This is a genomic window from Bacillus sp. AFS017336, from assembly GCF_002555445.1.
Lineage (GTDB): Bacteria > Bacillota > Bacilli > Bacillales > Bacillaceae_G > Gottfriedia.
The window spans coordinates 15,532-30,834 of record NZ_NUCO01000012.1; the positions used below are offsets into that span (position 1 = coordinate 15,532).

The window sequence follows — 15,303 nt, forward strand, 5'->3', positions numbered from 1 at the left end:
TTGAATTACTCTTCTCGCGAAAGATTATTTAATACTCTATTATTAAACCTATCTCTAATAACATCAACTATTTCTGTTAACTTATAGTCTTGTAAGCTCTTATTTTTCAAATCCAAACGTTTATAAACATCTTGAATTAGGCTATACTCCTTAAGCTTCTTAATGTATTCATTGTACTCTATTTTAGTAAAGAAATAAGTTGGGAAATTCTCGTAAAATATATGCGACAAAATACTTTTATTTAACATTACTTCAGTTTCATCATCTTCTTTGAGAATACTATTCATTATTAAGAAATATCTAAAAGTTACATCATATCTAATAAAAGGAATTAAATTCAATTGACTTGACGTAAGTAAAATATCAGTCATTTGTCCAATCATAGTGAACGTAGCAAAAATAAATTTGTCTGGTTCGGAACTATTTGATAATGGTGGTAAATTCTTTTTAATATAATTATTTATTCTTTCTCCAATAGGTAGTCTTTCGTCTTCAATCCCATTAAAAATCAAGTTTTGTAAATAAAATTCATTTAAGTCATTTTCAATTTGTTCGAAACTTCTATATAGTTCTCTAAATTGTTCATCGGAGCTAATGTTTTTTCCTAAAATTCCCGATAAAAAGTTTAGATGAACTTCTTGTAAAAATTTAATATGATTTTCTTTTTCATGGTTCCAAGATAGGTAACTCAAAGGCAATATAATAAAGTCTGTTTCATATTCTGTTAATACTTTATATGTATCTGTGTATACCTTAGCAAAAAAATCAATATTATTCTGTGTTCCTATCTGACTAATATTAGATTTAAAAAAAGGCTCCATTTTAATAAAGGGATCATACATAAATTGATAATCCCCCAAAGCTTTTAAAGGGAAATGCTCATTGTCCTTACATCCTAAATAGATTGCACCTGATAATATAAAGCACTCGTTATCTTTTGTTAACATTTCTAGCAATAGTCTTATTGAATCCAACCTTTTTAACCAGAAAATTTCTACTTCTTCTATAAAAGAATTTACCATGAATGTATCAAAGTCCAATGAAGAAAAAGTATCTGAATAACTCTTTATTAGCATTGCATATTCATTTTGGATAACTTTAAGCTCACCTAAATTAAGAGTTTTCATTAAACTTCTCCTTATATTTTTCTATAAACCAATCTGGTAATTTATATTGCTGATTAAAAATGGTAAGTAATTTAAAAAATATAAATTCACAATCGTATATTACACTTGGCAATGTTTGATTAAAATTCGTGTCAGGTACACAGTGATAATAGTGAGTAGGATTATCACAAATTAACATTACGCTTTCTCTTACTGCTCCCCACAATCCATGAGCATAATTTGTATCATAATCATAATACACATCGTATAATAATTTCTCATCAACAATTATAGATTTCTCTCTTATACCTTGTTTATCAAAATATGTTAAATCTATATCAGTAAATTCTTCAGACTGTATTTCATTTACTATTGCTTCAGCAATTGGCCCTACAAAATGTTTTATATCACTTTCAAACTCTCTATTTTTAAGGAGGATCATTTTATATTTACTAATTCCATATAATTTATATTTACCCCATATTTCTTGGTCATTACTTTCTTTAACCAATAAGTACTTCATCATTATATAAACTTCTACTATTGTTCTAATACCGTGTCTTCCCAATATTGAAGATCCGTGGTCTATTTCAGATATTTCTTTAAAAATTTTAAGCGAATAGTACATTGAGCCAACCATAACTTCATACTTGTTATCTGATATTAAAATTTCCTTATTCAAACTAACGTTTAACGCTAATGCATTTGAGATGTCATTAATTAGTTCCTCATTACCTATTTTAGTAGCCCCAAAGTCTATGTATACAGGGTTGCATTGTGTTATCATAGCTAACTCCTTTTTAAAATTACTAATAAAATGTTGGTTAGTGTTTTCAATATCCAGTCCCTCTAGACTTCTAATACTAGGTCTAAACATTCTCATTATTTCATCATCATGGTCATGTTCAGGGTAATGCCTAATAGCGTCCGGTGTATGCTTCAAATCAGATGAACATACTATTTTACCATTAATAAATAAGTTTGAGATTACTATATATCTTAAATCTGTAGCATCATTAGATTGGTGTTCTGAGTATGTTTTCATAATATGGTTTAATCTTTCAATCTTCTCTTCAACTAACATATCTTCGATATAAAAAAAGTCATTAAATTCTGGGTATTCCCTTCTTCTATATAAAAGCGTTAGTGGAGATAATACTTCTACATCGATAATTTCAGATATTATTTCGAAAGCTTTAAGCTTTTTTGTGTTATCTAAATTAAAAATAGTTGAAAATTTTGGTCTTTCTAAGTCAATGTTATTTATTCGAAATTCTTGCAATATTTTAAAACAAATTGCAAATGCATCAGAACGTCCGTAGTAACTATGAATAAGTGCTAGCCAAATGTATTCTGGCAATCGTTCTTTTGCCCATGAATTAAATGATAGCGTATCTCCCATTGCATGATTTAAAGGTGTGATTACTTTCCCTTTTTTTATAACATGGTCACTTAACTTACTTTTAAAATTCATTTTATTTTCTCTCCCAAATAAAAATAAAATTGTAAACTATTTCCATTTTAACATATATATCCAAACAGCGATATCTAGTTCTTGTACATATTCATCAAATACAACAATAACCTTATGCAACTAAACTGCCATTAGTCATAATGAACGAAACGGTAATCTCTTTAAGATCAGAAATTTTACTATCTTCTTTTATTTCAAAATATATATTGTCAATAATTCCTTTAATCTTATATAAGATACTTACTTCAAACTCACCTACTCCAATACTCATGAAACCAAAGAAAATTCTATTTTTTTATACTGTTTAGACGGCATATATATCCATGCACACTTTCCAAATTCTTTAGCAATTTCTGCCCATAACCATTTTAAAAATTCATTTGAATCGGTTTCATTAGTTGTTCCAATATGATAATTAAAAATTACCACCCCGTTAATTAAATATTTACCATTATTTAGTTTATCTTGTATTTTTTTGAAATTCTAGAACTTCATATCAAAAGACCGTAAAAAGAATCTCTCTCATCTTCTTCAAACAAGATGTCTAGCTTTTGTATTGCCTTCTGATCCTTATCTACTAGTTTCCTAGATGTTCCTTTTCAAATTGAGTACTTCCCATCATCGATTTTCTGTAAGGTTCCTAGTATTGTTTACATATACATTAAGATTTTAACTCAAGTTTTTGTTCTTTTTAAAGAATTTTTGAATAAATAAGATTGTAATAATGGTTGTTCATAATTAAATGTGCCTATATAATTAAAAAGATGTGTAATTTAATAATTGTCTAATACTGGAGGTCATTATGCACAAACAAAAATGGTATTTATCCACTATTTTTATCTGTCTTTTATTTTCACTTTGGTTTTTAATTATTCCTGGAATTGCAGGTATAGTTTTACTAGTTCTTAAATGGCAAGATAATAAGTCTTTAAGAGAGAAACTTAAGAAAATTCAAGTCTATGAAACTCATATTAAAGAAGCTCAACAAGATTTAGATGACTTTAGAGATGCAATTTCAGATGAAAGAGAAAAATATCATGATGAAGTACGTGAATTAAAAGAGAAAAATGAATCTAATATAAGGAAATTGGAAGAAACTATATCATCTTTAAAGAAAGATAAAGAGGATCTTATTTTAGAAATTGAAGGTGCGAAAGTAGATGCGATTTTAAAATCATATGACTACTCTGATTACGATAGTATTACTTCAGAAGAATGTAAGAATAAATTAAGTGTTTTGAAGGCAAAAGAACAAAATTTAATAAAAGAAAATAATGCTTATTCAGTTTCTTCTACTTCTTCACAAAAGACAATTAACAATAACATTAAACAGGCTCTAAGATGTTTCAACTCTGAGTGTGATAATATTACACTATCAACAACTGTTAAAAACATTGATACTCTTCGAGGAAAAATTCAACGTTCCTTTGATTCAATAAACAAGATTTTTTCCACAGATGGTGTCCAACTTTCAATGGAACTCCTAGAGATAAAATTAGAGCAATTAAATTTAATTTATACATTTGAATTAAAACGTGAAGAAGAAAAAGAGATACAAAAAGCGATTAAAGAGCAAATGTTAGAAGAAGAAAAAGTACGAAAAGAAATTGAAATTAAAAAACGTAAAATCGAAAAAGATGAAATACAATTTAAAAATGAAATAAAAAAATTGATGACTTATATGCAAAACACTTCAATTGAAGTTGAGAAAATGCTTTATATAGATAAGATTCGTGAATATGAAGATAAATTGGAAATACTAAACAAAGATAAAGAAGATGTTCTAAACCGTGAACAAAATACAAGAGCTGGTTTTGTTTATATTATCTCAAACATAGGATCTTTTGGAGAAAATGTCTATAAAATTGGTATGACAAGACGATTAGAACCTATGGATCGTGTAAAAGAACTTGGAAGTGCATCTGTTCCGTTTTTGTTTGATGTCCACGCTATGATATTTAGTGATAATGCCCCAACGCTTGAAAGTGAACTTCACAAATCGCTAAATTCGAATAGAGTAAATAAAATCAATGAAAGAAAAGAATTTTTTAAAGTTACTCTTGATGAAATTGAAGAAATAGTGAAGAAAAATCACAACAATACTGTTGAGTTTACAAGAATACCTGTTGCTTCTGAGTACAGAAAAACTCTTGAAATTAATCAAAAAGTTACTCAAGAAGTTTGAACTGAATACGCTACTTTTTAGATTAAAATGGTAAATAAATTTGCGTTTTCCAACGCGCAAGTACAATTTCAATGGACTGTTTCGGCAGTCTTTTTTTGTTTTAACAGAAACTTTTAATCTAACAGGAGAACATTCATCTCTCTAATCTATGAGAATAATAAAAAAGAGTATCCATTAGGACACCCTTAAATATTATTTAATGGACTGTTTAATCCTTTTGCAAGTATCTTTTCATCAACCGTACTGTTTAGATATATTTGTGTAGTTTCTATTGAGTCATGCCCCACCAATTTCATGATTGTAAATAAATCACAATGTTCATTCATCTTTTGTATGTAATAACGTCTGATACTATGAACCAATAAATCTACCTCAATACCCTCTCCACATTTCTGCAAAACTCTCAATGGTATTTTTGATCCTAACTTATTACCATGCTTATTAACAAACAAGTAAGGATTATTCTGTACCTTAAATGATGTAGCCTTTGTAGTTCGAGCATGGGCATATTTTTCACGTACTCTAAGATATTTAAATAGTTGCTTTTTCAGATGGTTTGAAATTGGGACTACTCTGTTTTTATTTCCTTTTCCTGTTATCTTAATTGCGTTACTCATAATATCCTCTAACTTAATATTAATCAATTCGTTGCTCCTGATCCCTGTTTCAATGAACATTACAAGCATTGTTTTATTCCTAGTTGGGTAATATCCTGTTCCGTTATAGAAATTAATCATACGTTTAATATCATTATCAGAGAATGTACGTATCATTGTTTTAGTTTGTGGCAACCTTGATATTTTACTCATGGGATTAGATTTGTAAATTTCCATTTCAATACACCATTTAAAGAACGTTTTCAATACTTTTATGATGTTGTTCAAAGTGGTATTCTTAACTGTTTCTCGTTTGAATGTAAGGTACTTTTGGATAATTAAAGGTGTTACTCTCTCTATATCCATTCCGTTCAATTTGAGCCAATCTGAAAAAGGTGATAGTATGTTACGTTTTGTCCTTAGTGTAGTTTGTGAATGACCTTTTGCATCCATATCTGATAAATAAACATCAATGATTTCAAATGACATAGAATACCTCCGTATAATTATGATAGTACTCTTCAAATTATTTTAACTACTACTGCAAACACATACGTAGACTGCTCCTAAGACCCATCCTAACGTCATAACAATGACTAGCAAAGGGTTTGTTATTAGGAAGTATCCCCGGTGGCTTAAGTCAAATGATCGCCCTTGCAGAAGAAATAAAAGATGTGGATTTTACTATTGTGACTTTCCTACAAATTTCGAGACTTATGATGATTATTTTTATGATACCCCTACTAATTTTCAGCCCTTTTTTTGATACTCATAAAAATGCAATTTCAGAAGCAATTCATCACTCATCAGCAAGCTGGCATGGCTTATTCCCAAATATATTTATTTTTGCGATTGCTTGTACTTTACTTGGACTATTGGGGAAGAAAATAAATTTTCCAACCGCATTACTATTAGGTCCGATGGTTGCCTCAATAATAATTAATTTATCTGGACTACATGGCCCTGCATTACCATCTGTTATTTTGAACTGCTCTCAGCTAATGATGGGAAGTTATATTGGTCTATTATTGAAACCAGAAAAATTAGCTAACAAATTAAAAATAGTTTTAGTTTCAATCTTAAGTGGCGTAATTTTATTAACCTTCTCACTTTTATCTAGTATCTTTTTAACTCATATTCACACCATTGATCATATAACCGCCCTATTAAGTCTAGCGCCTGGCGGAATGGATCAAATGGCACTTATTGCAAAGGAAGTAGACGCGGATATAACTGTCATTATGTGCTATCAACTATTTAGAACACTTTTTATCTTTATCGTAGTCCCCTATTTATTAAGATATATTTTTAGGTCGAGGATACAGGAAAGTAAGCTTAAGCGAATCAGTAATGAATAAGAAAAAGCAAGGGGAGTTACTTTTAACGGGTTCGGTTGACGGGGAGAAAACTTATAAAAATACACTTATTATCAATTGAATTAGCAATATAAATAACATGCTAATTGGTATTAGTTAATAATATGAGAAAAAGGCATCGCTAAAGAGCAATGCCTTTTTTTGTTCATTTCTTGTTGAACTAACGCATGCGTTAGTTGAATTTGTGGAATCTAAAATTTCTTTTCTTTTAATTCTTTCATAAAGTCTTCAAGCTCTAATTCTTTATGGGTGGGTAGTGCTTTAGTAATTCTCTTATTAATATTGAATAAAAAATATAAGCCTCTAATCAATATGCCAAAAAATATACCAAAAGCAATAGCTCCTCCAATTGCTGGTGGTAACCAAAAAAGGAAATATCCAATGATTGTAAATAAAACAACTAATAAAATTAAAAACATGCTTATTTGCCCTCACATTAATTATTTTATTAATGATATTCGATAGCATTTTATTTTTTCCTTTTATTACCATTAATAGTTTTCGTTAAAATGATGTTTCACATATAAATTAATTCTAAAACTTATGTAAATAGCTGCCTTTGGTCGGTATTTATGTTCAACTAAAGCATGCTTTAGTTGTATTGAAACTTAACTCTTTTTGATTAATTAATTAAAAATAAATTCAGAAATAAAGTTAGGAAGGTCTTCATGTTCCTCATTGTATTCTAAAAGGCATTCTTTCAATATTTCCGATTCTTCCAGTAAATTTTTTTCTAATTCTGACCATCCAAGAAATACAACTCTTTTAGGTAATGGTGCTACTAAACCTGTAATTGCATCCCAAAATGCATCCCAATTTTCACCATAAAAATCAGGAAATCTTAATTTTTCTTTAAGTAGTAAATGTAAATCTTTTTTAGTTTTTATATTACTTACATCAATAGTTACTATTTCATCAGTCAATTTATACACCTCTATAATCATTACTGCTTTTATATTAACACTGAATTCCTTGTTCAACTAAACTGCCATTTAGTTGAATAAGAATTAAATATATAATCCCATTATACTTTATTTTTCTAAGATAAATGGATTTCAATCACTCTTTTAAATGTCCAATTGCACCTGGTTTAGTGTATCAATTCGTAAGCACCACATAAATTTATGCGTACTATACCAAATTATCTACGAATTAGTGGTCCAAATTTCATCAAAGCTCCATATAATCATTGATATTACAACAGAAAAGGAGATGCCAATTCATATGTGAATTACATCTCCAAAGTATATACTATTTACTGTTTTCTCCCTCTGAACCGAACCCGTTAAGTTACTTTCCCTTGCTTTTTCTATTCTTCATATATCATTTTCTTTGTCATACCACCATCAATAATAATATTTTGACCGTTAATGAAGTTGTTTTCTGGATCTGCTAAATAAATACAAGCTTTAGCTATGTCTTCAGGTTTACCAACTCTGTTCGACCAATGTTGAAGATGGTCAGTTTCTTTTAATTCCTCATAATGACTAACTTCAATCCATCCGGGGCTAATGCAATTTACTGTTATACCATTTGGCTGTAATGATGCAGCTAATGAATGCGTAATAGATACAATTCCACCCTTCGATGCTGCATAAGCCTCTGAATTCGGCTCCGACATCATTGCTCTAGTTGATGCCATATTTATGATTCTTCCTCCATTTTTCATCACTTTGGCAGCTTCTCTGGATGATATAAAAACACTTCTCAAGTTTGTATTGATCACTCTTTCCCATTCATCCGTAGTTAAGTTCAAAAATGGTTTAAAAACAGAGATTCCTGCATTATTAATTAAAATATCAAGTGTAGAAGTTTGAGCGATTACACTGTTAATAAGATTTATTATATCTTCTTCGATTCCAACATCTGTTTTATGAAATATTGCTCTTCCACCATTTCCCTCAATTTTCTGTACTACTTTATTTCCTTTTTCTCCATCAATATCAGCAATAAAAACCAGTGCTCCTAATTTTCCAAAAGCAAGAGCAATCCCCTCACCAATGCCATTAGCCCCTCCTGTAATGATGACTGATTTACCTTTAAACTTCCCATCCATGATTACATACCTCATTTAACTATTAGTCTATTTTATTATTTCCATCCTTAACAAAAAAAGCCGTCTAATGACAGCTTTTCGCTAAGATTTATTTTGAATCAAGTTATCTTTACATTGAGATTATTTCTCATTTAATCCAACCTTTTTTAATAAATAAATCAACATATCTTTTTCAACTGAATTTAATTCGGAAAATAGTTGGTGAATCATTTCTCGGTGAACTGGAAAAATGGTACAAATTACGTTCCTACCTTCATCAGTTAAAACTGCATAGATTACTCTACGATCTTTAGGACAATGCAATCGTTTAATATATCGCCTTGCCTCTAGTTTATCTAAAACATAGGTCATGTTCCCACTTGAAATTAATATTCTTTTACCAATTTGTTGGATTGGCTGATCGCCTTTATGATATAACAACTCTAAAACTGCAAATTCGGTTAAGTTTAATCCAAAACACTTTATATTATTAATTGAAGAATCAGTTATAACTCGATTTGCCCTACTAATTTCTGAAAATAATTGGTGCGAATTAGTTGTTGAAATTTGATCATTTTTCATCATTTCAACTCCTTTCAATTATCTTGAATTAAAGGTAATTTTAAAGTATTTTTTGGGAGTAGTCAATGTCCTATTATTGGTTTAATAATATAATATTGATTCTATAAATAGTTTTCGGTTTACATAATATTATTATTTAATTTCCGTAATTTAAATTAGTCAATTATCAATAATCTCTATCTAAAAAAAACGTTAAATTATCAATCTGTTTTCTATTAATCATTCTTTAATATTTAGTCTCTGTTTAAATAAAATGTTGAATTTTAAACTAAATAAAGACTGTCTGTTTAGGCAGCCTTTAGAGTTTTTTATGTAACGAACGCATTCGTTACATAAGAGTTCATTATATTTCATCAAGTTGATTGTTAATTCCTTTTTCTTTCAGGTAATCAGCATAGCCAGTTAGTGCATGATAATTCTTCACAAACACTCAAATTGCATTTATTAATCGTTAAAGCATTTACCAGAATCAATAGATGTAAATATTCGAGAGTATGCATCGTCAATTGTATTTTTGTTTACTTTGTCAATATCATTTGCACAATATTGATTTTTCCCTTTCCCAAATGGGTAACCTATTGAATATGGTGGGTTTCTTAAATTAGGCGCATCTTCGTAGGTAAATTGTTCATCTACAAATGCTATATATGATTTTTTTGATCCAATAAAGAAAAACGGAATATCGGAATGTTTGTAAATGTTTGCATATTTACTGTCGGAAGCTTCGGAGAGATGTTTCTTCATAATAAAAACGGCATCAAATTCTGACGAAAGTTTTTTGTTTTCCTCTATTTTTTTAAAACTTATTTTTTTGAATTTCACATTCCCTTCACTTACTTTTGGAAAATTACCTATAACACCAATAATTAATTTTTTACCATCATAACCAGATGAGTAAACGGTATCGGAATTACAACCAGTTAACATGACTAAGATTAGCAGTAAAACAGAAAAAAACTTTTTCATTAAATTAGACCCCTTTTATGTATTTATTTGGTTAGTTTTTATTTAGAAACTTCCAGCATCTCCCACAAACTTATTATACATTGAGTATCCACACCTGTGACTTGGGAAAATTACGTCTATTTTATAAATGCCCTGTTATTAAATGTTGTTGATTTTTACTTTTCATGTAAATTGATGATCCTAATACCAAGTAGACCCATCATATGTACTATTGGAGTGATTACTTTCTATTTTTTACAAATTTTATTTACGTATTATTCGACCACTTCTACTCCAAAACTATTATAAATGAAACATCAAAAAGACTAGCGTAGTTTCGCTAGTCTCTTTCAATAATCTATAAAATTCAGTTTTTAGTTTGATTAGCAATTGCCATTTCTTTTACTCTATCTTCTGATAAATCATAGAACTTAAGGAAAATGATTAAAGCAATTAAACATCCAACTGCTGCACCTAAATTAAATGTTGCCCATAATGATTTAAGTGTTCCTGCAGTTTGTGTAATAGCATGTCCACCTGTAGCAGCTTTATAACCAGCTACACCAATAATCCACATTCCAAGTCCTCCAGATATTGCGCCGATAATTTTTGAGCTAAAAGTTTGAGTTGCAAATATTACTGCTTCAAAACGAGTACCATTTTGATAACAATCATATTCAACCGAGTCGGCAAAGAACATCGGATAAATTACAAGCTGTGGAGCAATAAAAATTGCTTTAAGAACAGATATCCCTAAAAATAGCCCAAAGTTTTCGTAAGCTACAAAAAATGTAATGAATGACAGTAACGCATTTGCTCCTAATGCAACTGACATAAGTTTGATCTTACCAAATTTTCTTATTAGTCTTGGAACAAATGGAGCAACTAAAACGACTGGTAGTATTCCAACACCAAGAATAAGTGAAACTTTTGTTGCATCTTTGTAAATATCAGTAGCTACGAATGGTGCTAATGTATTCGTAAAATTTACTCCATTTGCAATAATATTGACAATTACAATTGTTTTTAAATATTTATTATTTAGTAGTGAATGAAGGATTTCTTTAATTGCTGGTTCTTTTTTATTTGATTTTACACGCTCGTTTACGAATCTTGTAAATGACATGACAATAAATGCTATGATTGAAAATATTAAAACAGTAATCATGTAATTATTATGCGTAGCCTTTAAAACACTGGGAAATGCGGCTACCGCAACAAGAATACCGATAATTCCAGTAATTTGATTGTTTGCAAGAAGGACTGTTCGTTCTTCTGGATTTGGTGTAATTACCGTTGAAAATGCGAAGGCAGGTGCATCAGCAGCGGCATAAAGTGTACCCCAAATTAGATATGTTATTGCCGCATATGCAATACGTGCACCCTCAGATGCATGAAGAAGTTGATCACCAAAACCAAAACAAAGGAATGTCATAACTGGTACTGTTATTGCTGCAAGATTTACCCATGGCTTAAACTTACCGCTTTTTAAGTTTAATCGTTCAATAACAGTTGCAAGAGTTGGATCTACAAATGCATCCCAAATTCTTGCAAGTAGAAGAATACTTCCTACTGTTGTGGCACTAATCCCTAAAACATTTGTATAATATACTGCTAAAAATGATGAGACAATAAAGAAAATAATATTTTGACCAAAGAAATAAATGTTGTACATAAACCTCTCTAATCTAGATGTAGCAAACAAATTTTTTGGATTCGCATTATTTTCTATGATAACTCTTTCATTGACAATCGAATTTTTCCCCATCCTTAATCACCCTTACTTTCAATTATCATTACATTAATTGGTTTATAAATTCTGCAGCTGTTTTTTCATCAAATATATTATTTAAGAACTTAGATAACATCACTTGTTTTTCACTTTCATCTAATCCCATGTCAATATCGCTAGTTTGAAGTAGTTCAAACATCATCATTAAAAATTGTTTTGATTCTTCTTTAGCAGCCTCTCCACTAATTGTTGCAGCTTCAAACGGAGCACAATTTAGAGTAATTAACTTTAAATCTTCCATATATACTTTCAGTCGAATTAAGAAATCTTCATAATTTCGATTAATTGTCCAAGCTGATTCAGCAAGAGCATTTATTCTAGGAGAAATCATATATTCTAAAATTTCAGGCGTACCAACTCTTTCAGTCCAAATTGCTCCTTCGATTCCAAGTACATTCGAAGCTTTTAAAGAAGGTGTATAATCATATGTCTTTTGTAAAGTTACGATGGAATATGGATAATCAAAATAGTTATTAAACATATCTGAAAATATTACTTCGTATCCTTCATTAAAATATGGTAAGCAGTAGCTTTCCTCCGTAAATTCAACCCAATACTGTGTCGTAATATTTTTTTCAACCTCTTTTGATCTTAATGTTTCATTCCAACAAATTACTTCTTTTCCATGCTGAATTAAATGCTCTGTTATTCTTTTGGTAAAAGCATATTGAAGGTCATCAAAATTAGAAATGTTATTCTTCTTCATTAATGCCAAACAATGAGGACATGATCTCCAATTCGTTTTAGGAACTTCATCTCCACCTATATGAAATTTTTTAGAAGGGAATAGCTGAACCATTTCGTCTAATAGCTTAAATACCCAAGTATATGTTGATTCTTTTCCCGGACATAAAACTGTTTTAAAAACACCAGCACCATTTACTAACTCCACTTTTTCATCAAAGCAGCTTAAATTTGGATAGGCAGTTAACAAGGCGGTAACATGGCCTGGCATATCGATTTCTGGTATGATTTCAACGCCTCTTGCTTCGGCATACTTAATTACATCTCTTATTTCATCTTGTGAATAATGAGCTTGATTTTCAGTTAATTTTGGAAATACTTTTGACTCAATTCTCCATCCTTGGTCATCAGATAAATGCCAATGTAATACATTTAATTTATTTAATGCCATTTCTTCGATGATTTTTTTCATTACACTAACCCCGAAGAAGTTACGGCTAACATCAACTAATAATCCTCTATGCTCAAACTTAGGATAATCAGTAATACTAACTCCCTTTAAGTTTCGATTCGAATTTTTAATTGCATCGACAATTAATACATATAGTGACGTAAGTGCATTCGTTACCCCAGCGTCATTTTTTGAATATATTTTTATTTGCTCATCGGAAATATCAATCTTATAGCCATCTTTTTGAATTGAGGAGTCTTTTATAAGATCAATGCTTGGATCTGAACTTAAATCTGAATGTGAAACTAAAATGCCACATTTAGAATTTAGTCGCTCTGAAAATACTTCAATTCCCAATTCACTGAAATCTGCGTTTCTAATTGTTAGAGATTCCTTTATTAAAAAACAAATATTTTCTTTTATTTCAATATTTCCGTTGATTTTTGGTATTAAATTCATAAAATCTCCTTCTTTCATTATTTATATTAAACTTTGTAAATTTTTCTGGATTCACATTAATATTTACCTAAAAATTCTGATTTTTTATTCTAGTGTAAACCCTTTCATTTTGCTGTATTTAAAATATATAATAAAAGAAACAATACTTTTGATATAATTTTGTTCATTTTGATAAAATATTGACTAAATTGTGGGGTTCTATTTTGAAAAACTATCATCACATGAATTTATCTGAATTAGAAATGAAGTTAAAAAGCTTTCATATTGTATCTGAAATTGATATTTTAGGAATTGATTTGGAGTTCGGAATCCTATTTTCTTTTGTTTCATCTAATAGAATCACGACGAATATGATTGAATTAATAAAGTCGAACTATTATTCTATTTTAGAATCTCAAACTAATCATTTTAAGCTATATTGGTCTGAATCTAACTTATACGATGTTTTTTTTATAAAAAAAGAAGGTGAAAGTTTAATTATTATATTAAGTACTCCTTTAAACTTGGATTCTTCAAACGGTTCGGCAAAAACTGATAATTATAAAAAACAGGAGCATTTTTTAAAATTATTTCAATGGTTAATCAGACCATTTTCTAATAACGCAATCTCTCAACCTAAAATTTATCATCATGAAAGTAATGACCATCTAACTCCTTATGTTCCCGATGTTTCCTTAATTGAACTTTATTATGAGAATGACACAAGACATGCAACCTCTGAGGAATATGAAGAATTTAAATCAATCATACTAGAAGGGAAATTTACTGAATTAGACCAAAAATTTGATTTTAATAAACTCCTCCATACATTTGATCAAATCGACCTTGCAAAAGGAGATTCATTAAGATCCATGAAAAATCATTTCATAGCAGCCTGTGGCATTATTTCACAATACGCTATTGATTCTGGTAGTGATCATGAATATGCAAGGACATTAGCAGACAAATATATTACGTTAGTGGAAGGTTTAACTTCAAGACTTACTATTTTTAAGTTAATGAAAGAAATGATTATAAAGTTCTCAGAATGCATAATCTATTTTTCGAATCCAAATTACTCTAATTTAATAAAAAAAATCATTCTTTACTTGAATACAAACTTTTATGAAAGTATTACTTTGCAGGAAGTAGCTAGAAAATTTAATACTAGTACTTCTCACCTTTCAAAAAAATTAAAAAATGAAACTGGCATGTCATTTAATGATAATTTAAATAAGATCAGAGTGAATGAAAGTAAAAAACTGTTACTTCAAACCGATAAATCTATTTTAGAAGTAGCTATTGCTGTCGGATTTAATTACCAAAATCATTTCGGTAAAGTTTTTAAAGAAATCGTAGGTGTTTCGCCGAAAGCTTTTCGGAATAATCGTTCAGAATAATGGGCTGTCTCAGAAATCTTGAGACAGCTCTTTTTATTTTGATATGAGTGGATTAGCAGTAATACGAACAAAGTATGTCATTTGTTGATAAAGTGGTGAAATTTATTGATATAGTTATTATTTTTGTTGATAAAATACCGAAATTTGTTGATATAACTATGATTTTTATTGATAAACTGTTTCTTTCTATTTCTCCTATGTTGAAAAGGTAAATTATGGGTAACCTAACAGTGTATTTT

Annotated in this window: 14 protein-coding genes; 3 read left to right on the forward strand and 11 right to left on the reverse strand. The window is 29.4% G+C overall.

All coding sequences use genetic code 11. The annotated features are described in order from the left end of the window. Window positions 1–5 precede the first annotated feature (5 nt). The 3 genes from CN601_RS05955 to CN601_RS26850 form a co-directional block, all read right to left on the reverse strand. Entirely contained in the window at window positions 6–1,127 is a 1,122-nt protein-coding gene (locus CN601_RS05955; protein WP_098170460.1) for a hypothetical protein, read from the reverse strand. After that, window positions 1,114–2,580 (reverse strand): DUF5677 domain-containing protein, encoded by a 1,467-nt coding sequence (locus CN601_RS05960; RefSeq protein WP_098170461.1) that lies wholly within the window; start codon window positions 2,578–2,580, stop codon window positions 1,114–1,116. Before CN601_RS05960 ends, CN601_RS05955 begins: the two co-directional genes overlap by 14 nt. 112 nt (window positions 2,581–2,692) lie before the next feature. After that, window positions 2,693–2,851: a hypothetical protein gene (locus CN601_RS26850; protein ID WP_179865451.1), complete on the reverse strand. Its 159-nt coding sequence runs from the start codon at window positions 2,849–2,851 to the stop codon at window positions 2,693–2,695. A gap of 531 nt (window positions 2,852–3,382) precedes the next feature. Between CN601_RS26850 and CN601_RS05965 the strand changes: the two genes are divergently transcribed. Next, entirely contained in the window at window positions 3,383–4,765 is a 1,383-nt protein-coding gene (locus tag CN601_RS05965) for an SNIPE associated domain-containing protein (protein ID WP_098170462.1), read from the forward strand. Window positions 4,766–4,950: 185 nt separating this feature from the next. Here CN601_RS05965 and CN601_RS05970 read toward each other — a convergent pair whose 3' ends face one another. Continuing rightward, window positions 4,951–5,850, reverse strand: coding sequence for a tyrosine-type recombinase/integrase (locus tag CN601_RS05970; protein ID WP_098170463.1), 900 nt, complete (start codon window positions 5,848–5,850; stop codon window positions 4,951–4,953). Window positions 5,851–5,969: 119 nt separating this feature from the next. Here CN601_RS05970 and CN601_RS05975 point away from each other — a divergent pair, with 119 nt between their 5' ends. Beyond that, a complete protein-coding gene (locus CN601_RS05975; protein ID WP_257131626.1) occupies window positions 5,970–6,719 on the forward strand; it encodes an AbrB family transcriptional regulator in 750 nt (249 codons plus the stop codon). 209 nt (window positions 6,720–6,928) lie between these two features. On the opposite strand, the gene CN601_RS05980 is transcribed toward CN601_RS05975, so the two are convergent. The 7 genes from CN601_RS05980 to CN601_RS06010 all read right to left on the reverse strand — a co-directional run bounded on the left by CN601_RS05980 (window position 6,929) and on the right by CN601_RS06010 (window position 13,685). Beyond that, complete coding sequence (locus tag CN601_RS05980) at window positions 6,929–7,156, reverse strand: hypothetical protein (RefSeq protein ID WP_098121184.1); 228 nt, start codon at window positions 7,154–7,156, stop codon at window positions 6,929–6,931. A 207-nt stretch (window positions 7,157–7,363) separates the two neighbouring features. Next, window positions 7,364–7,681, reverse strand: a complete 318-nt coding sequence (locus CN601_RS05985) for a barstar family protein (RefSeq protein WP_098120723.1) — start codon at window positions 7,679–7,681, stop codon at window positions 7,364–7,366. A 365-nt stretch (window positions 7,682–8,046) separates the two neighbouring features. Further along, the gene (locus CN601_RS05990) at window positions 8,047–8,793 is read right to left on the reverse strand and encodes an SDR family NAD(P)-dependent oxidoreductase (protein ID WP_098170465.1); all 747 of its coding nucleotides are present in this window, start codon (window positions 8,791–8,793) and stop codon (window positions 8,047–8,049) included. A gap of 120 nt (window positions 8,794–8,913) precedes the next feature. Beyond that, a complete protein-coding gene (locus tag CN601_RS05995) occupies window positions 8,914–9,357 on the reverse strand; it encodes a MarR family winged helix-turn-helix transcriptional regulator (protein WP_098170466.1) in 444 nt (147 codons plus the stop codon). 441 nt (window positions 9,358–9,798) lie between these two features. Beyond that, window positions 9,799–10,320 carry a transcription elongation factor GreAB gene (locus tag CN601_RS06000; RefSeq protein ID WP_098121181.1) on the reverse strand — a complete coding sequence of 174 codons (522 nt, stop codon included), beginning with the start codon at window positions 10,318–10,320 and terminating at the stop codon, window positions 9,799–9,801. A 346-nt stretch (window positions 10,321–10,666) separates the two neighbouring features. Beyond that, window positions 10,667–12,067 carry an MFS transporter gene (locus CN601_RS06005; RefSeq protein WP_098170467.1) on the reverse strand — a complete coding sequence of 467 codons (1,401 nt, stop codon included), beginning with the start codon at window positions 12,065–12,067 and terminating at the stop codon, window positions 10,667–10,669. 28 nt (window positions 12,068–12,095) lie between these two features. After that, the gene (locus CN601_RS06010; RefSeq protein WP_179865452.1) at window positions 12,096–13,685 is read right to left on the reverse strand and encodes a beta-N-acetylhexosaminidase; all 1,590 of its coding nucleotides are present in this window, start codon (window positions 13,683–13,685) and stop codon (window positions 12,096–12,098) included. A 203-nt stretch (window positions 13,686–13,888) separates the two neighbouring features. Between CN601_RS06010 and CN601_RS06015 the strand changes: the two genes are divergently transcribed. After that, window positions 13,889–15,064 carry a helix-turn-helix domain-containing protein gene (locus tag CN601_RS06015; RefSeq protein ID WP_098170469.1) on the forward strand — a complete coding sequence of 392 codons (1,176 nt, stop codon included), beginning with the start codon at window positions 13,889–13,891 and terminating at the stop codon, window positions 15,062–15,064. Window positions 15,065–15,303: the final 239 nt, after the last annotated feature.

Excerpts from the sequence above, each read along its gene's own strand:
- CN601_RS05995 (WP_098170466.1), bottom strand. The coding sequence starts at position 9,357 with ATGATGAAAAATGATCAAATTTCAACAACTAATTCGCACCAATTATTT.
- CN601_RS05965 (WP_098170462.1), top strand. The coding sequence starts at position 3,383 with ATGCACAAACAAAAATGGTATTTATCCACTATTTTTATCTGTCTTTTA.
- CN601_RS06005 (WP_098170467.1), bottom strand. The coding sequence starts at position 12,067 with ATGGGGAAAAATTCGATTGTCAATGAAAGAGTTATCATAGAAAATAAT.
- CN601_RS06010 (WP_179865452.1), bottom strand. The coding sequence starts at position 13,685 with ATGAATTTAATACCAAAAATCAACGGAAATATTGAAATAAAAGAAAAT.
- CN601_RS06000 (WP_098121181.1), bottom strand. The coding sequence starts at position 10,320 with ATGAAAAAGTTTTTTTCTGTTTTACTGCTAATCTTAGTCATGTTAACT.
- CN601_RS05990 (WP_098170465.1), bottom strand. The coding sequence starts at position 8,793 with ATGGATGGGAAGTTTAAAGGTAAATCAGTCATCATTACAGGAGGGGCT.
- CN601_RS05985 (WP_098120723.1), bottom strand. The coding sequence starts at position 7,681 with ATGATTATAGAGGTGTATAAATTGACTGATGAAATAGTAACTATTGAT.
- CN601_RS26850 (WP_179865451.1), bottom strand. The coding sequence starts at position 2,851 with ATGAGTATTGGAGTAGGTGAGTTTGAAGTAAGTATCTTATATAAGATT.
- CN601_RS05960 (WP_098170461.1), bottom strand. The coding sequence starts at position 2,580 with ATGAATTTTAAAAGTAAGTTAAGTGACCATGTTATAAAAAAAGGGAAA.
- CN601_RS05970 (WP_098170463.1), bottom strand. The coding sequence starts at position 5,850 with ATGTCATTTGAAATCATTGATGTTTATTTATCAGATATGGATGCAAAA.
- CN601_RS05955 (WP_098170460.1), bottom strand. The coding sequence starts at position 1,127 with ATGAAAACTCTTAATTTAGGTGAGCTTAAAGTTATCCAAAATGAATAT.
- CN601_RS05980 (WP_098121184.1), bottom strand. The coding sequence starts at position 7,156 with ATGTTTTTAATTTTATTAGTTGTTTTATTTACAATCATTGGATATTTC.